Source organism: Sebaldella sp. S0638 (assembly GCF_024158605.1).
GTDB lineage: Bacteria > Fusobacteriota > Fusobacteriia > Fusobacteriales > Leptotrichiaceae > Sebaldella.
The window spans coordinates 30,242-47,661 of record NZ_JAMZGM010000001.1; the positions used below are offsets into that span (position 1 = coordinate 30,242).

Annotated in this window: 16 protein-coding genes; 4 read left to right on the forward strand and 12 right to left on the reverse strand. The window is 32.7% G+C overall.

Going from position 1 to position 17,420, the window contains the following annotated elements:
- Positions 1 to 115: 115 nt before the first annotated feature.
- The 7 genes from NK213_RS00115 to NK213_RS00145 form a co-directional block, all read right to left on the reverse strand.
- Entirely contained in the window at positions 116 to 4,384 is a 4,269-nt protein-coding gene (locus NK213_RS00115) for a PolC-type DNA polymerase III (RefSeq protein WP_253345872.1), read from the reverse strand.
- 477 nt (positions 4,385 to 4,861) lie between these two features.
- Complete coding sequence (locus NK213_RS00120) at positions 4,862 to 5,167, reverse strand: hypothetical protein (protein ID WP_253345874.1); 306 nt, start codon at positions 5,165 to 5,167, stop codon at positions 4,862 to 4,864.
- A gap of 371 nt (positions 5,168 to 5,538) precedes the next feature.
- Positions 5,539 to 5,991: an ATP-binding protein gene (locus tag NK213_RS00125; RefSeq protein ID WP_253345876.1), complete on the reverse strand. Its 453-nt coding sequence runs from the start codon at positions 5,989 to 5,991 to the stop codon at positions 5,539 to 5,541.
- On the reverse strand, positions 5,991 to 6,716 hold the full coding sequence (locus NK213_RS00130; RefSeq protein WP_253345878.1) for a tRNA(His) guanylyltransferase Thg1 family protein: 726 nt from the start codon (positions 6,714 to 6,716) through the stop codon (positions 5,991 to 5,993). Before NK213_RS00130 ends, NK213_RS00125 begins: the two co-directional genes overlap by 1 nt.
- Positions 6,717 to 6,734: 18 nt before the next feature.
- Positions 6,735 to 8,465 (reverse strand): hypothetical protein, encoded by a 1,731-nt coding sequence (locus tag NK213_RS00135; RefSeq protein WP_253345880.1) that lies wholly within the window; start codon positions 8,463 to 8,465, stop codon positions 6,735 to 6,737.
- Between the two features lie 100 nt (positions 8,466 to 8,565).
- Positions 8,566 to 9,435 carry a hypothetical protein gene (locus NK213_RS00140; RefSeq protein WP_253345882.1) on the reverse strand — a complete coding sequence of 290 codons (870 nt, stop codon included), beginning with the start codon at positions 9,433 to 9,435 and terminating at the stop codon, positions 8,566 to 8,568.
- Between the two features lie 37 nt (positions 9,436 to 9,472).
- On the reverse strand, positions 9,473 to 10,237 hold the full coding sequence (locus tag NK213_RS00145) for a hypothetical protein (RefSeq protein ID WP_253345883.1): 765 nt from the start codon (positions 10,235 to 10,237) through the stop codon (positions 9,473 to 9,475).
- A 132-nt stretch (positions 10,238 to 10,369) separates the two neighbouring features.
- Here NK213_RS00145 and NK213_RS00150 point away from each other — a divergent pair, with 132 nt between their 5' ends.
- From NK213_RS00150 to NK213_RS00160, 3 genes are read left to right on the forward strand one after another with little or no spacing between them, the layout of a single operon-like run.
- The gene (locus NK213_RS00150) at positions 10,370 to 11,035 is read left to right on the forward strand and encodes a CoA pyrophosphatase (RefSeq protein ID WP_253345885.1); all 666 of its coding nucleotides are present in this window, start codon (positions 10,370 to 10,372) and stop codon (positions 11,033 to 11,035) included.
- A gap of 19 nt (positions 11,036 to 11,054) precedes the next feature.
- Positions 11,055 to 11,417, forward strand: coding sequence for a methylglyoxal synthase (locus NK213_RS00155; RefSeq protein ID WP_253345887.1), 363 nt, complete (start codon positions 11,055 to 11,057; stop codon positions 11,415 to 11,417).
- A gap of 14 nt (positions 11,418 to 11,431) precedes the next feature.
- Positions 11,432 to 12,496: a hypothetical protein gene (locus NK213_RS00160; protein WP_253345889.1), complete on the forward strand. Its 1,065-nt coding sequence runs from the start codon at positions 11,432 to 11,434 to the stop codon at positions 12,494 to 12,496.
- 21 nt (positions 12,497 to 12,517) lie between these two features.
- Here the strand turns inward: NK213_RS00160 and NK213_RS00165 are convergent, their stop codons facing one another.
- Positions 12,518 to 13,486, reverse strand: coding sequence for a TIGR01212 family radical SAM protein (locus NK213_RS00165; RefSeq protein WP_253345891.1), 969 nt, complete (start codon positions 13,484 to 13,486; stop codon positions 12,518 to 12,520).
- Positions 13,487 to 13,504: 18 nt separating this feature from the next.
- The gene (locus tag NK213_RS00170; protein ID WP_253345893.1) at positions 13,505 to 14,383 is read right to left on the reverse strand and encodes a fumarylacetoacetate hydrolase family protein; all 879 of its coding nucleotides are present in this window, start codon (positions 14,381 to 14,383) and stop codon (positions 13,505 to 13,507) included.
- A gap of 231 nt (positions 14,384 to 14,614) precedes the next feature.
- On the opposite strand from NK213_RS00170, the gene NK213_RS00175 reads away from it, so the two are divergent.
- A complete protein-coding gene (locus tag NK213_RS00175) occupies positions 14,615 to 15,316 on the forward strand; it encodes a DUF554 family protein (RefSeq protein WP_253346068.1) in 702 nt (233 codons plus the stop codon).
- A gap of 140 nt (positions 15,317 to 15,456) precedes the next feature.
- On the opposite strand, the gene NK213_RS20605 is transcribed toward NK213_RS00175, so the two are convergent.
- From NK213_RS20605 to NK213_RS00185, 3 genes are all read right to left on the reverse strand, one after another.
- On the reverse strand, positions 15,457 to 15,660 hold the full coding sequence (locus NK213_RS20605; RefSeq protein WP_371926331.1) for a zinc ribbon domain-containing protein: 204 nt from the start codon (positions 15,658 to 15,660) through the stop codon (positions 15,457 to 15,459).
- 420 nt (positions 15,661 to 16,080) lie between these two features.
- Positions 16,081 to 16,347 (reverse strand): zinc ribbon domain-containing protein, encoded by a 267-nt coding sequence (locus NK213_RS00180; RefSeq protein ID WP_253345895.1) that lies wholly within the window; start codon positions 16,345 to 16,347, stop codon positions 16,081 to 16,083.
- A gap of 60 nt (positions 16,348 to 16,407) precedes the next feature.
- Entirely contained in the window at positions 16,408 to 17,406 is a 999-nt protein-coding gene (locus NK213_RS00185) for a Gfo/Idh/MocA family protein (RefSeq protein ID WP_253345897.1), read from the reverse strand.
- Positions 17,407 to 17,420 lie beyond the last annotated feature (14 nt).

A 17,420-nucleotide genomic window follows, 5' to 3' on the forward strand; every position in this document is an offset into this window, starting at 1 on the left:
CCATTTTTATTATCTTATTACTGCTTTTCCAGATTTAGTCAATTTAAAATATAAATCCCCAAAACCTTCGCAGATAAAAGCCTTATCTTATGAAGATATTCGGGGATTTCAATGTTTAAAATAATGTCTGCTGGTTTGTCAGTGATATATCCGGCAGAAATTTATAATGTTTCATTAGTTCCACTACTGTTTTATTTAATTTTGTTCTTTTCAATATATCTTCAAGTGAAATAAATTCTGAAATCTTTCTTTCTTCCACTACTTTTTTGGCTACTGATTCCCCAAGCCCGTCCACTGCCACAAGAGGAAGTCTTATTTTGCCGTCTTCCACAAGAAATGATGAGGCTTCTGACTTATATATGTCCACCGGAAGCAGTTCTACTCCTCTGTGACTCATTTCTATTAATATTTCATATAATGTCATATCTCCTTTTTCCTTGACATCAAGGTTCATCTTTTCATCAAGAAGCTTTCTTGCCTCTTTTAATTCGTCAAGCTTCTTAAACATCTTTGTAACACTGAATCCGTCTACTTTTCTGTTTAAAAATGCCGTATAAAACTCAAGAGGGTAATATACCTTGAAATATGCTATTCTCACAGCCATCATTACATAGGCCACAGCGTGTCCTTTTGGAAACATATACTTTATTTTTTCACATGATTCTATGTACCATTCTTTTATACTTTTTTCCTTCATTGCTTTGGCATATTCATCCCATTTTTCTTTATTTTTGGAAGGCTGTCCTTTTCTGACAAATTCCATTATAGTAAATGCAAGTGATTTATCCAGACCATGATCTATAAGATAGTTCATAATGTCATCCCGCACGGATATTACTTCACTAAGTGTTGTTATTCCTGCTCTTACATAATCCTGTGCATTGTTCAGCCATACGTCTGTTCCGTGTGAAAGACCCGAGATTCTCACCAATTCAGCAAAGCTGCTCGGCTTTGTCTCAATAAGCATCTCCCGTACGAACTTCGTACCAAACTCCGGTATACCAAATGATCCTATTACAGAACCTATCTCCTTCTGTGTAACACCTAATGCCTCTGTAGAATTAAATATACTAAGAACTTTCGGATCATCAAGAGGTATCTCGTATATATCAAGACCTGTAAGATCCTGAAGTATTCTAAGGGTAGTAGGATCGTCATGCCCCAGTATATCCAGCTTTACCAGCTGTTCATCCATTACGTGATAATCAAAATGTGTTGTTATTGATTCGGCTGTTTTATCATTAGCCGGTTTTTGTATAGGGGTAAACTCATATATTGACCTGTCGCTGGGTAATACTATCATTCCTCCCGGATGCTGCCCCGTAGTCTTTCTTGCACCTTCACAGCCTTTGGCTATTCTTTCTATTTCTGCTTTTCTTTTATGAATACCGCTTTCCTCAAAATATTTTCTCACATAACCGAATGCATTCCGCTCAGCCAGTGTTGATATTGTCCCTGCACGAAATACGTGGTCTTTTCCGAAAAGTTCTTCTGTATATCGGTGTATCTCTGACTGATATTCACCTGAGAAGTTAAGGTCAATATCCGGTACCTTGTCCCCTTTGAATCCCATAAATACCTCAAACGGAATTGAATGTCCGTCTTTTATGTATTTTGTACCGCATTCAGGACAGATTTTATCAGGAAGATCGACTCCGCTTCCTGCCATATCTGTAAATTCACTGTGTTTGCATTCCGGATTAGGACATCTGTAATGCGGATACATTGCATTAACCTCGGTTATTTCCATTAGGTACGCAACTATGGATGACCCTACCGATCCTCTGGAACCTACGAGATATCCGTTATCAAGTGATTTCTTAACCAGCTTCTGGGATATTAGATATAGTACCGCAAACCCGTTACCTATAATTGCTTCCAATTCACGTTCTATTCTTGCTTCCAAAACTTCCGGAAGATTTTCTCCGTATAATTTTTTAGCTCTTTTATATGTCATTTCCCGTACTTCTTCTTCTGCTCCTTCTATTTTCGGAGGATAAAAACCGTCAGGGATGGGCTTTAGCCGCTCTATCATATCAGCTAGTTTGTTGGTATTTTCCACTACTACTTCATAAGCTGTTTCTTCACCAAGAAATGTAAATGCTTCAAGCATTTCGTCAGTAGTTCTGAAATATAGCTTTCTGTCATGTTTATATGATCTGTGTCCCATTCCTGAACCCAGTATTAATACACTTCTGTTAACAGATTCCCATTCTTCCAGATAATGTGCATCTCCTGTTGCTACTACTATTTTCCCTGTTTTTTTACCAAGTTCGTAAAAATATTTATTCATTTCCTTGGCTATATCCAGGCTTTCCATCTCACCGTTATTTACCATTTCTATATAATTGGCAGCAGGGTGAATTTCTATATAGTCATAGAACTCAGCTCTTTCTTCTATCTCATCTTTTGACATACCTCTCAGATATGCCCTGACCAGTTCGCCGTCATTTCTGAATACAGAATTGGCAGAACTCGCTATCAAAAGATTTTCTCTTTTTTCTTTTAACATACTTTTCGGGATTCTCGGCTTTCTTTCTCCGAAAAAATCCAGATGTGATCTTGATATAAGTTCGTATAAATCCTTAAGTCCGTCCCTGTTTTTTACCAGTATCATTGTATTCATAGTATCTGCTGTCTGAACATTATTCTGGAATGTATCGTTTATTTCATAAATTTTCAGTATTCCTTTAGATAAAACCATATTCAGCATTTTTATAAAAATTGAAGCTGTAGCTTCAGCATCATCTACTGCCCTGTGGTGATTATCAAGGGATATATTAAAATAATTAGCAAGTGCTTTCAGGTTAAATCTTTTGAGGTCTGTAACAAGAACTCTTGCCCAGTATAAAGTATCAATAACACTTGGCAGAAACTCTAGTTCAAGCTGTCTTGCTTTCTGTGTAAGGAATCCCACATCGAATTTTGCATTATGAGCTACTAATGTAGAGTCACCGCAAAATTCCAGAAACTGCGGAAGAACTGTATCTATTAACTCGGCATCTTTTACCATATCATCTGTAATATTGGTAAGTTTTATTATTTCATCGGGAATTGGTACTTCCGGATTTACAAAAGCAGAAAATCTGTCTATTATATTACGCCCTTTCAGCTTTACCGCACCTATCTCTATGATTTTATCTTTATACGGATCGAAACCTGTTGTCTCTATATCGAATATAATATATATTTCTTCCTCAATCATGGCATCTTTAGGTCTTTCCACCATATTCTGCTCATCATCCACCACATATGCCTCTACACCGAAAATTACCTTAAAATCTTTTGGTGCTGCTTTGTATGCAAAAGGAAACGAATATGCCACACCGTAATCTGTGACAGCTATAGCATTATGTCCGTATTCTACAGCTCTGTTTATGAGATCTTTAGCAGATACCACCCCGCTCATCTCGCTCATATTGGTATGAGCGTGTAATTCTACTCTTTTTACTTCTGCTTCATCTTTTCTTCTTTCCAGTCTGGAAGGAATTCTTTCTATTGATGAAATAATCAGATAATAATCCTCTATATTAAATCTATCCTGTGTTACTCTTCCCTTTAGCTTTACCCATTCTCCGTTTTTCAGTTTCAGATCTTCCGTTTTCAGGAGAAAAAGTCTGCATGAGATGGAATCTTTGTAATTCGTAACGTTAAAAGTAATAAGCAGCTTATCATTTTTAAGTTCTCTGGTATTTATATTAAATACTTCCCCTTCAATAGTCATGTTTTCCCCGACCTGAAGCTGGTCAAACACCTCATATTCCATGATTCTGCTCTTTATAACCTCACCGTATAATACTGGTGTTGAACTCTGCGACGTGGTATCTTCCACCACGAATGTTTCCTCCATTATAACTGCATACTCCTCCATTGTCTCATTAATGGAGTCTCCTTCTTCTCTTTCACTTACAAAACTTATTCTGAATTCCTGATCAGTTACCTCTTTCAGTCTTATCTGAAGATCCTTGTCTATTCCCTGAGTAACTGCCTGTTCTATCAGATGATGGCTTTTCAGCTCTATTTGTATATTTTTATTATTTCTGTAATAAATTTCATAATCTGAAAAAATATACTGATGTCTTATACTTTCATTCTTGTAATTATCAAGAAGAAATTCCACAAGACTTGTTAATTTATCAGTTTCTATAACGGTATTCATAAGAAATTTCATTTTTACCTTTATGCTGTCACTAAAAGTTTTTGTTAGTTCCTTACGAAGATCCATTACTTCCTTAAAAGCATCTATATGTATTATTTTTATAAGAACTTCCATTTCTTTCTTTTTTGAAAATAAATTTATGTGTTCTATGGAAAAACTTTTTATGTTAAGTCTTTCGTATATATCATCAGATGGTTTTAATTTCATATATTTGATACTACTCATTTCAGGCTGCTCCTTAAATTCATGATATAACGTAACAATCCGGTTTATGTAAAAATACAGGTTCGCTGTGTATTATGCAGGTTTCCCCGATACCGGACTTTATTCTTTATTATATTTTATGTTTATGTATATTATTATTCCCGCAGACTTATGTTTTGCCGTTTTGGAAAAACTACTGCACAACAGCTGTATGCAACATGACTCCTGATCTCCTCATATAAAAAAGTTTAAAATCATCTGTTTTTATACAGCTTCATTTATGTTCTAAAAATTCTACATTTATTTTATACCTTTTTCCCAAAACTTTCAAGTGCTCTTACATTCATTATTTTTATAGAGTTAATAATTTTACTGCGTTTTTAAAAATTCATTAGTTCTCATAGTACATCCAAGGTTTTTTAATTAATAAATCTTTTTAGTTACATATATGTAAAAATTCCCAGACACTGTCTATGTCCGGGAATTCTTTATATTTTATTATGCTGTAAGATTATTACCGGAAAGCATCTTAAGCTGTTTTATAGTTAAAAGTTTTTCTGCTTTACTTTTACTTTCCATAGTGAGTTTATCAAATATTTTGGTTCTTTCATCATTGGGTACGTCTGATTTCAGCAATTCGTTTATCTCATTTAGATATTTTTCATATATTTTTTCGATTTCCATCTGCTGTTTTAGGCTTAATCCCAGCGTTTCTTCCACACTGCTGTTACTGTCATAAAATTCCAGCTTGTCAGTTAATGGTTCTAACAACATCAATGAAAGTATTGTTGTTATTCTTTCCATTTTAATTGCATCCTCCTATTGGTTCAATATACTTAAAGAATACTATTATACTCTTTGTATTATCTTTTTACCGGCTTTCTTTAATCTTTGTATATAAAAATTTTTCTAATTCTAAAAAAAATTTTACTATAAACATTATTTCAGCCACTTTACTTTTATTCTCTTCTTTAATTTATCAAGCTAATTATAGCATTTTTATAATTTGTCAGTCAAATTAGCTTTTGTTAAAAAAATTTATCTAGTGAGTATAATAAAACCTTGATATTTCTTCATTAAAAAAAACGACTCTGTGCTGTACCGTATTAAACTTACGGTTTTGAGCAGCAGAGCCGTACATACCTGATAAAAGCATTAAATATTTATCTACTGTATTATTTATCTGATTTTATCACATATATATTATTATTTTCAGTTATTACAGTAAAAATTTCGTCTATCCCCTCTTCAAACCGAGGTTTCTCCATCTGATTTTTTGTTGACAAAACAGCCCTTTCAGGTACTTTTTCTTTACCGCTCCTGCTGTTGTTTCTTTTCAGGGCAGTGTGATATTCAGTATCAAAGTAATATACAATTACTTTAAAGCCTGATTTTTTAGCGCCTTTTATATACTTTTTTCTGTTTTCTGCTGTTGGATTAGTATTATCAACCACAAAATTCTGCTTAGCTTCAAAACAGGCCTCTGTCAGTATCCTTTCCCTGTTTCTCGTTTTCAGCATATCCAGATTTATTCTGATATGAGTCCGAAAAAAATTTTCCTTATAAAAAGTGCTTTTCCCTGAACCCTGAATTCCCACAAAAATAACACACTCAAATCTATTATCCATTATAAATAAACGAATCTTTCTATATAATTTTTGTCTTTTGAAAATATTGGGATATCCGTATCTGTTTCCCATCTTCTACATACAGTGCCTTCTTTTAGATACTCTTTCTTTAAAACACAGGCTCCTCTTTTTTTCCATACAGGAAACTTATCCCAGTTTATTCCTTTTTCGGAAAAAAGCTTTTCCTGAAGCTGATTTCCGCTTAAACCATGTAATTCTTCATGCTTAAAATTAGCAAATGCTGTCATTGATATGCTGTTTTTAGTAGCATCCTGCTGTCTCCATGTAAAATAATTATTTACTTCATCCTGAGGAATTATCCATGCTCTTGAATCAAAAAATGCAAGTTCCTTATCAGGATATGATTTTCTGATAACTTCATTAAACTTCGCTGCTGCCATAGATGCAGAAACTGACACCATTTTTTGAATATTATTGCTAAACCATGAGTCTGTCTGTATCGTATCATAATTCGTGATTAATATTGATATTTCATCACTTTGATGATAAATCAGCTTTGCTCCCATTATATTTTCACCGAGAAATTTACATGTTTCCCAGAACGCTTCTATCAGCTTCTCATCAAAGGGTTTATCCATTCCTTTTGTAAATGTGTGAAAATGGCAGCCGTCTATTCTCAGAATAACCGGCATCCTTCTTGGAAGAGTATATCTGTATGAATTCTCATATGTTTTCATTCTTTTTCCAAAATCGTCATATATCATTTTAACCCCGTTTCTCTTTTATCTTACAAGCTCTTTTACCATATATTCTTTTTCATCATCTTTTATTTTATCGCCGAGTTTTTCCGTGATTTCACCAAATTCACTCTTAGTAAGCTTTATCCCGTACGCTTTCATCACTTCTGAAGCTGCTGCCCTTACATGCGGTGTTTCCGCAAGAAGACGCTTTACCTGCTTTGATATTTCCTTATTCATCTCATAATCTTCTGCTGTTAAAAGTGCAATTAACGAAGCATGTCTTATCTGCGGATCAAAGTCATAAAGCCCGTATTCCATAAAATTATATAATTCTTCATCATCAAACTTATGAAAATTAGCTATTATCATGCTGTATACAGCATCAAATTTATATTTATCATGAACTGCCCATTCAGGATCAGACTCCATTGAAAATTTTTCTTTCTGTCTTTCCTCAATATCAAATTCTTCTTTGAATCTCTTTATTACTTCATTTTTAGCCTTTTTTGTTCCTATTTCAAATACAAGATTCAGATAATTATAGTTATACAGATTACCTGAATATTTTTTCTTTACTATATCCAGTACAAAGCTTTTTTTATGGTCTATAGCATAATCCAGCAGAAAGAATTCATTTTCGCTCTGGATTATTTCACTTACTATTTCTTCTTTATAATTTTCATCAAGATAGTTTTTTACGTCTTTTTTCAGTTTTTTATAATCATATTCTTTTCCGAGAATCTGCTCCATAAGCTCAGCAGGAACGTATTTGAAAGTTCTGTATAAAATTATATATCCAATGAGTCTTTCATGTTCAAATTCCACCTGTTCAAGTACCTCTATATATTTTATGAATTTCTCTCTTCCTTCCGGAGTATTCAGCAGAGAAGTATACACTCCGCCTTCTATGCTTATATTCAGAAGATTAGTCAGGTTCAGGAACAATTCACTGTCCTCTGTACTTTTATTCAGAATTTCAATAATATCAAAATTATGTGCTATTATCGGATCAGTTTCCACGCTTAGTACAAAATTACCCGAATACACAGCCTCTATCAGCTCTATCTGATAATCTATCTTTCCGTTCAGCAGATTATTATAAGTCAAAAGTTCCAGTACTGCTATCTTTCCCCATCCTTCAGTTTTTGAAAGCAGTTCTGTTATCTTGTCAAAATTTTCTCTGTTTACCAAAAGCATTGCCATATATCTTGCTACCTCAGGATACTGACCTATTGTGAATATTACATCTTCAGTGCTTGAATCAGAAAAATTCCCAACTATTTCAAATGCTATTTTAAATACTTCCATATTTGTTGTATTCATCAGTACCTCTGCCATAAAATCATGAACCATTTTCAGATCCGGTTTAGCTTTTACCGCATTTGAATGAAAAAAATTCAGAAATTCCTTTGCACCTGTGTCCAGTTTTAGAAAGTCAGCCTCAAATTCCCCTGTTTTTTTATAATTACCTTTTCCAAGTTTCTCTATAATAAGCATACCTGTAATTTCGTTAACTTCTCTCGGTTCTGATTTCAGATTATCTCTGTAGCCTGCCATAAATATTACTTCTTCAGGCTTATTCTCCATTTTCCATAACTCTTCTTCTATTCTCTGTACATTCAGCGTACCGTTTTCTTTTACATTTCCAAGTATGATCTTATAAATTGACGGCTTCTCTTTTCTTCCTGCTGTTTTTGGTGCCGGAGCTGCTTCGTTTTTTTCTGAAACAATTTCTTTTTTATTTCCTTCTTTTTTCTTAAATGCGTTTAACATTTCTCCTCCTAAAGTTTTTATAAAATAAATATTCTGTTTTTCATATTATACTGTAACATTTGATATCTTTCAATAATTATATGTTTAAGAATATAATTTTTTATAATTTCTGTATCAAAAAATCAAATATTTTCCATAAATAAAATAGTGTCATTGCACTGCCTAAAAGACCTAAAATAATTCCCGAAGTATATCTGTCATCATACTTCCCGCGAAAACCGTCATAGCAGAAATAAATTCCCAATGGGGGGAATATCAAAAGAAAAAATAACATAAACATTATTTCATCTGACTTAAATCCCATTAGACGTTTTTTATATGGTTTTGCCGGTATTTCCGGTCTTGTATCCATGACATAATCCGTTGTTTCCTCAGGAGAATACTGTGTATCAGAGTATGTATCCCTGAAATCGTAATACAGATATTCACTGAAACTGTTAAGTTCATACTGAAATTTTTCATATGTTTCTATTTCCTGATGTAAAACATCACATAATTCACCTGTTTTCATAAAAGTATCCACATTTTTATTTATATTATTTATCTGCTCTATATCTCCCAATGTGAGCTTTTCAAATTCCTCATAAGAATCTGTCCTCATTTCATAAAGCTCAAAAGCCTCAAGCAGAAAATATTTATATCCTTCTGAAATAAAGCTGTCCTTATCCAGAAATTTTTCAATATTTTCGTAAGATTCATCACTTACAAGTATTTTCCCCTTGCTTAAAGCTGTTTTTTCATCTTTCATTTTCAAAAGAAAAGCCTTTAATTTATCTATTCCCTCTGACATATCAGAAATTACAGCTATTTTTTCTTCCAAAATACATATTGAAGATTTTTCCGCTCTGGGCAGTGAACTGCATAAAATTTTGAATAAAAGCGGAAAAGCATAGTTATATTCAGCTATTCCCCTTATTTTTTCCCTTTTTCCCACACTGTCCGTTATATAAAGATAAGTTCTGTTCGCCATATTTCTCCTCTGAAGTGCTGATTTTTTACTGTACTTTTTATCTGCTGTTTAGCTGTTCGCCCATTCCGCCCGAGTCAGAAAATTTGAATTTTACTTTACCGTAATCATTTACAAAATCAAAACTTATATATGCATCTTCAAATATCCCGCAGTCACAGCTTTCTTCCCACTCTTCCCCGAAAAGATAAAATAGTTTCACTTTTTTAGAAAAAAGATAATCTTCTGTAAATCCTAGTTTTTTACTATTTTTTCTTCCCTTATAAATAAATTTCTTTTCATTATTAAAACTGTCAGTAACTGTTATATTATAAACAGAATTTTCTCCTTTTTCTATGTTTATTTTCGGAAGATTTATTGAAATCGGTTTCGGCATATCATTTTTGAAAGTGACAGGAACAAGTACATTATACCCTTCGCCCCAGTCAAGAAATATCCCGATATCCCTGATACCGTCATTATTAAAGTCACCTACATAATAACCTGTCACCATATAGTCAAAATACTCATTTCCGCTGTTTAAAAAATTAATTTTCTCTCCGGAATAAAAAACGTAATTTTTATCTGTATCTCCGCTGTCATAATATATCAGACCGTTTTGATAAGTTACGGTCTTATTCTCCTCATCCGTTACCTTAGTTGCAAGAAAATATATATTTTCAGATTCGTCGTCACCGTTAAAATCCTCTTTTTTGGTTTCATATATATCATGTTTAAAATTTTTCTTATAATACTCAAACGGCTTGGCACTTTCCGAATATAAAAACACATAAAAAAATAACAGTAAATATTTAATCTTCTTCATAAAAAACTCCCGTATACTCTGTTTGTTATTTAAAAACTCCCTGACTGCTGCGCTTTGATACACAGCCTTGTTTTCTCGTCGTAATAATGATATTATATAGTATATTTCTAAATAAAACAATGGTGATTAAATATGAAGAATATAAATTTGTCCAGAATAAGAAATTATATGAATTTCAGACATGGATTTTACGGTGAAAAGTCTTTTAGAAAAGCTGCTGTAATGGCTCTTATTATAGAAGTCGACCAAAAGCCCCACTTTGTGTTTCAGGAAAGAAACCAAAATATTCGTCAGGGCGGTGAAGTTTCTTTTCCAGGCGGCGGTTTTGAAAAAGAACTGGATTTCACACTGCTTGATACTGCTGTAAGGGAAACAGTGGAAGAAATGGGAATAAAAAAAGAAAGTATCGAAATATGGGGACAGCTTGATACGCTTATTACACAATTTGACGTGATTGTAGAACCCTTTGTGGGGTTTTCAAAAACAAAATTTGAGAATTTTACTCCGAACAAAGAAGAAGTTTCTAAGATATTCTCTGTTCCTGTTGAATTTTTTCTGGATACTAAGCCTGAATGGTATGATATTGTGCTGAAATCTTCCCCTATTGTTATTGATCCCAAGACAAATGAGCAAAAGCTTATATTTCCTGCAAAAGACCTTGGTCTTCCGGAAATGTACCATAATGAATGGACTACCAATGTAAGAAAAATCCCTCTTTATAAAACAGGAGACGGAGTTATATGGGGATTTACCGCTCAGGTAATCATTAACTTTATTGAGAAAATTATAAAATTTTAATAGAATAAGGATGGTAAATATGAAAAAAGTCGCACTTATTGCACATGACAAAAAGAAAGACAATCTTTTGGAATTTGTTAAGAAAAATATCGAAATTTTCAGCAGATTCCCTCTTGTAGGGACTGGTACTACTGGAAAACTAATAACTGAAGTTCTAGGCCTGGAAGTAAAACGCTATAAAAGCGGTCCGCTTGGCGGGGATCAGCAGATTGGTGCACTTATTGCAGAAGATGAAATAGAATTCGTAATGTTTTTCAGAGATCCGCTTACGAGCCAGCCGCATGAACCTGATGTTCAGGCATTAATAAGACTCTGTGATGTACATAATGTGGCAATTGCTACTAATACTTCCACAGCTGAGCTTATTATCAGAAATTTTTAATGCAAGGAGAAAAAATGAAAAAATTTTTACTTTTAGTCTTATTTACTGGTATTTGTACAGGAGTATACAGCGATTCTTCCATGAATGACCTGAATGATCTTCTTAAGCAGAGCGGTTCATTTACCAAGACTACCGATACTAAGAATAATATTGCCCCTGTAACAGGTGCAGCTGAAAAAAATACAATAAAAGAAAAAGACTTTTTTTCACAGTCTGAAAAGATTTATAAAGATAAAACTCTTTCGGGATTAAATGAATTATTTAAGAAAAACTCGGATTTCCTTGTAATTTCACAGTATATTGATGAAAATATAAAAAATCTTGACCGCAAAAATGCAGATGAAATGCTTTTGATGTTTGAAAATTACTATTATTCCATACCTTCTGATTCGGATATTTTTATTAATGATGAGGAATTAATGGATAAGAAGTTTGGTAAAACAGTCCTTGAAGACGGAAAAAAATATAATAATGACTATACAATGCTTATAAAAAATTATAAAGAGGCAGATAATGCCGAACTTAGTGCATATTTGAAGTCTCTTTATGACAGAAACCTGAATCTTACATATAGTAACGGATATTTTTTCTTCACGGTTAATTATAATAAACTCCTTACATATGAAAAATATTTATCTGATAATATGGTTAACTACCTGAAATATTCAGATAACGAAATAAGAAAGCCCGCTGTAGTAAACAGTAAAATAGTCATCCCGCTTGATGATCTGGTAAACAGAATTCTCAGTGCTGAACAGTATATACAGCTTTCAGAAAATAAAGATCTGAACAAAGAATTTGCCAAAATGCTGGTATTTCACTTTGAAAATCTTATGCTCGGTGTAGGTGACACTTCTGTATTTAATTCTGATACAAATACATTAAATGATAATTTTCTGAAATCTTATAAATACTATATTTCTAAAAATGGAGTATTTAAATCTGATTTACAAAAATATTTAGATACTCTTGATAAAAATAAATATGTGAAATCTTCTGATACTTATGGAAATCAAGTAAAATTAGTTAATAAAGTAATTAGTTTTTATCAGCTGAAAAGAGATGAAACTTTTCAGTAATACAAAAAAGAGCATTCCTTCTCAGGTCTGCTCTTTTTTACAAGGATTTTTTTTATTTTTAATACCCTGCCATGTGTTTCTTTGGACGAATTCTTTATCTATATCATTCAAAATGCTTATTTTATTCATACTCCATAGAGGCGCGGCGAGATCTTCAGCTTTTCCGTCTCCTGTTACCCTTTCCACTGCTATTTCTTCCGGAAGAAGTTCTATTTGATCCACAACTGTTTTTATATATTCTTCCCTTTCCATAATTTTGAATTTTTCATTTTCGTAAAGGGTAAATAACGGTGTATTTTTCAGAACATAAAGCATATGTATTTTCACTGCATTGATACCCAGATTTGAAATATCTTCCGCAGTTTTTATCATGTCGGCATATGATTCACCGGGAAGCCCGTTTATTATATGTACACATACCCTTATATTTCTCTTCCTCAGCTCTCTTACACCATTTATAAAAGTTCTGAAATCATGCCCTCTGTTTATCATTCCGGCAGTTTTGTCATTAGAACTCTGAAGTCCCAGTTCTACCCATAAAAATGTTCTTTTATTAAGCTCCCCGAGATATTCCAGAATATCTTCGTCCAATACATCTGCCCTTGTTGCTATACTCAGCCCTGCTACATCTTCCAGCGACAATACCGCTTCATACTTTTCCCTTAGTATGCTTATATCTGCATATGTATTTGTATAAGCCTGAAAATAAGCAATATATTTATTTATACCAGGCCATTTTTTCCTGATCTTCTCTTTGGCAGACTGAAACTGTTCCTTTAGATTTTCTCCAGTTACCTCTAAAGCAAAGTCACCGCTTCCTCTTTCAGAACAGAAAATACATCCGCCCCTGCTTATGCTTCCGTCTATATTAGGGCATGTAAAGCCGCCGTCAAGGCTGATTTTTGCCACTTTTTCACCAAATACACTTTTCAGATAATAATCCCATGTATGGTATCTCTTATTGGTCGAAGTATATTTAAATCCACTCATCAAATTTCCTTTTCTGCTTTATTCCATTATATTTTTCAAAATTCCTATTTTTTCTATTTCACATTCTACTGTATCACCGCTTTTTAAGTACTTAGGCGGCTTAAATCCCATACCTACTCCTGCCGGAGTCCCTGTTGCTATTATATCTCCCGGTATAAGCGTCATTCCCTTTGAAAGCTCCTCTATCAGATATTGGATACTGAAAATAAGGTTTTTTGTATTTGAATTTTGTCTTGTTTCTCCGTTTATTCTTGACGAAATATTCAGATTTTCAGGATTTTCAATATATGTTTTATAAACAATACACGGTCCTATAGATGTGTGAGAATCAAGACCTTTTCCCTTAAACCACTGATTATGTTTTCTTTGCAGGTCTCTTGCAGAAATATCATTTACTATGGTATAACCGAATATATACTCATCAGCATCTTCTTCTGTTACGTTAACCCCTTCTTTTCCCATAACTACCCCGAGTTCGGCTTCATAGTCTATTTCTTCTGTTATTCCTTCGTGTTTCATGATAATTTCCCCGTTTCCTATTGCTTTTAATACTCTTTTAGTAAAAAATACCGGTACTTCTATCTTTTTTTCAGGATCTTGTACACTCTGCGACTCTTTTATATGGTCAGAATAATTCAGGCCTACACATAATATATCTGTTGCCGGTCTTGGAATCGGCGAAATTATCACTATATTTTCGATATTATAATGATTTCTTTCATTTTTTTCATATATATCTATGAGCTTTTCCATATGTTCTTCACTGTTCCAGATGAATTCTGTCATATCATAAAAATCACAACCCAGAACTTTGTTTATATCTATCACTTTTTCACTGTCTTTTGAAATTATTCCGATTTTTTCTTCTGCATTTTCCAGAAATGTAATAAATTTCATTCTATCACCTCATTGATTTTTTTTAAATTATATCATTTTTTTGTTTTTATTGTTAGTATTTTGCTGAGCCTGATTCAAAACAGCACATGTCAACATATTTATATAATCTTTTTTTAACTATAAGCATATTGCACAGTTATGTATCCTATATATTACAAATATTTATTTTCGGGATATAAGTATGTTATAATATACTTTAGAAAATCTTTAACTTGGAAGGAGCTGTTTGAAATAGGTGTTATTGTCAATCTTCTGGCTATAGTCGCCGGAAGTCTTATAGGAACTTTTGTAGGGCATAAATTTAAAAAGGATCTGAACGAACTGATAATGAATTGTGTTGGTTTATTTATTATTATTCTCGGGATAAAATCTACCATAGGAGCCGGAAATGACATAAGAGTGCTTGTCTTCCTCATTATAGGCTCAATTATAGGAAACATAATTAATATAGATAAAAATATTACAAAATTCAGCAAATTTCTTGAAAGAAAATTTGTAAAAGACCGTGAAAGTACTTTTGGAAAAGGACTTGTTATCAGTACCATCCTATACTGCGTGGGTGCCATGGCTATAATTGGTTCCATTAAGAGCGGACTATCCAAGGATAATAGTATCCTGTATATAAAATCTATTTTAGATGGTGTCAGTGCTATAATTTTCTCCTCTATTTACGGCATAGGTGTAATGTTTTCAGGATTTGCAGTTCTTATTTATCAGGGATTATTTTATATTTTTGCTGCCCAGCTAAAAGGAATTCTCACTGAAACTGCTGTCAGAGAGATTGATTATCTCGGCGGAATTATGATACTTGGCATTGGAGTTAATATTTTATTTAAAAAAGAGATAAAAATAGCAAATATGCTTCCGGCAATTTTTATACCAATGGTTTTTCCATTAATATGCAGCTTGTTTTCAAAAATTTTTAATTTCTAAATTTATAAAAATATCATATTATGTAAAACTGCTTTTACCTGATATGATATTTTTTATTTTCTCTGTAAAAAAACAAGCCGCCCTGGATTATCCAGAACGGCTCCTACCCGCTCTACCTTCAATTTCTTGAATTTTTTACATTAGATACCTATGTTTTTGGCTTTTTTAGATAAAAGGACATTCCTAAGAAGCCTTCCATCTGTATAACAAAGTGAACAATATTCAAAGTTTCTTGTTTTATCTAGGTTCGTACCATACTGTCTACCACCTATTATGGGTATTCCGCAACACTGACAAATCTTACAGATCATATCATCACCCTTTCTGTTATATTTTTTTACCATATCGCTGAGATGATAACATAATTTCCTATTTTCTTTAAGTCATAAACATAGATTCCTTAATCCATTATACATTTTTACTATAGAGTAGTCAATTCATTATTTTAATTTTATTAATTAATTTAATATCTACTCAAATATATATAAAATTTATAAAGACTATTGCGCAATAAAAATTTTCATCTTTTTTTAAATTCACTCTATTATAATATAATTCAGTAACCAAGCAATGTTGTCAACATTTTTTCATTATTATTTTTTTTGATATAAAATATAGTATTTTTATTTAAAAAAACCATATTTTAAAAATTTTTTTTACTTTTTAACCAATAAATTACTAAAAATCTTTACTAAAAACTTTTAATAAAAAACACTGTGAAATTCTGCTGTTAAACATTCATTATTCACAGTGTTTTGTCTATATTATTTTGACCAGCGTTTTAGTCCTGAATACATTACATTTAATATCTCTTTTATACCATCGGTATTTTTACTGTCCAGACCGCCGAATCTTTTCAGAAAGTCCATTCCCTTTTCCACCATTTCATTCATGGTAATTTCATAGGTAAATTCACCCTCGCTAAAACAAAAGACACAGTAATCTTCATTTTTGCTGCCGTCAGTATTTGTTCCGAAATATTTTTCCTCATTCAGTGACATTGCACAGCTTTGACATATTTTTTCTATCATATTTCCTCCTTTTTAATATCAATTTTCAAAATTTATATTTCCAAGAGGTGCCAAAAGAAACTATTCATTGTCATATTTACTGTCAGCGGGATAAACTACACCCATCTGTTTTCTTGCTGTATCCATTATTTCACCCATTATTTTAGTAAGCTCATAGCTGTTTACAGGTGATTCTGATTTTCCTGCCTCATATGTTTCTATAAAATGTTCCAGTTCGTATACCATTGTATTTTCTTCCTGATATTCCGTAAGTATTTCCTCAGTACCATTTCTGTAAATGATTTTTGCTCCTCTCATTTCAGAAATATGATTTATCATTATAGAACCGTTTTCTCCCTGAATCTCACTGGGATTAAACGAATCAGTTATCTTTGAAAAAATAACATTTGCCTGCATATCATCATATTCCAGAATAAGTGTACCTTCACCGTCAACTCCGCTTGTAAGCTTCAACCCGCTTGCGATTACGTTATTCGGTCTTCCGAACATTGCTACTATGGCATAGAGAGGATAAACCCCTATATCCATTAATGCTCCGTTAGAAAATTTCGGATCAAACGTATTTGTATATTCCCCGTTTTTATATTTATCATATCTTGAGGAATACTGACAGTATGAACCGATATATCTTCTTACCTTTCCTATTTTATGAAGATTTTTATATAATGCTTCATAATTAGGAACAAATGTTAGTTTCATGGCTTCCATCACCAAAGTTTCGTACTCTTTTGATGTTTTTATCAGATCATTTACTTCAAAAGCATTTGAAGCAAGAGGTTTCTCACATAATACTGCTATTTTATGTGTAAGAAAAAGTTTTGACTGCTCGTAATGAAGCGAATTCGGAGAAGCTATATAGACAGCATCTATTGTTCCACTCTCAGCCATCTCTTTCAGATCTGTAAAAATATTCTCTACCTTGTATTTTGCTGCGAATTCTGCCGCCTTTTCCTCAGTTCTTGAATAAACTGCATTCAGCTTAAAATTCTCAAGCATTCCGCCGGCATTTATCAGTTTTTCAGTTATCCAGTTTGTACCTACTATACCAAATCTTACCATCTTTATCACCTCAT

Bases quoted from the DNA above. Each gene is read 5' to 3' on its own strand.
- NK213_RS00115 (WP_253345872.1), bottom strand. From the start codon at position 4,384: ATGAGTAGTATCAAATATATGAAATTAAAACCATCTGATGATATATAC.
- NK213_RS00120 (WP_253345874.1), bottom strand. From the start codon at position 5,167: ATGGAAAGAATAACAACAATACTTTCATTGATGTTGTTAGAACCATTA.
- NK213_RS00125 (WP_253345876.1), bottom strand. From the start codon at position 5,991: ATGGATAATAGATTTGAGTGTGTTATTTTTGTGGGAATTCAGGGTTCA.
- NK213_RS00130 (WP_253345878.1), bottom strand. From the start codon at position 6,716: ATGATATATGACGATTTTGGAAAAAGAATGAAAACATATGAGAATTCA.
- NK213_RS00135 (WP_253345880.1), bottom strand. From the start codon at position 8,465: ATGTTAAACGCATTTAAGAAAAAAGAAGGAAATAAAAAAGAAATTGTT.
- NK213_RS00140 (WP_253345882.1), bottom strand. From the start codon at position 9,435: ATGGCGAACAGAACTTATCTTTATATAACGGACAGTGTGGGAAAAAGG.
- NK213_RS00145 (WP_253345883.1), bottom strand. From the start codon at position 10,237: ATGAAGAAGATTAAATATTTACTGTTATTTTTTTATGTGTTTTTATAT.
- NK213_RS00150 (WP_253345885.1), top strand. From the start codon at position 10,370: ATGAAGAATATAAATTTGTCCAGAATAAGAAATTATATGAATTTCAGA.
- NK213_RS00155 (WP_253345887.1), top strand. From the start codon at position 11,055: ATGAAAAAAGTCGCACTTATTGCACATGACAAAAAGAAAGACAATCTT.
- NK213_RS00160 (WP_253345889.1), top strand. From the start codon at position 11,432: ATGAAAAAATTTTTACTTTTAGTCTTATTTACTGGTATTTGTACAGGA.
- NK213_RS00165 (WP_253345891.1), bottom strand. From the start codon at position 13,486: ATGAGTGGATTTAAATATACTTCGACCAATAAGAGATACCATACATGG.
- NK213_RS00170 (WP_253345893.1), bottom strand. From the start codon at position 14,383: ATGAAATTTATTACATTTCTGGAAAATGCAGAAGAAAAAATCGGAATA.
- NK213_RS20605 (WP_371926331.1), bottom strand. From the start codon at position 15,660: ATGGTAAAAAAATATAACAGAAAGGGTGATGATATGATCTGTAAGATT.
- NK213_RS00180 (WP_253345895.1), bottom strand. From the start codon at position 16,347: ATGATAGAAAAAATATGTCAAAGCTGTGCAATGTCACTGAATGAGGAA.
- NK213_RS00185 (WP_253345897.1), bottom strand. From the start codon at position 17,406: ATGGTAAGATTTGGTATAGTAGGTACAAACTGGATAACTGAAAAACTG.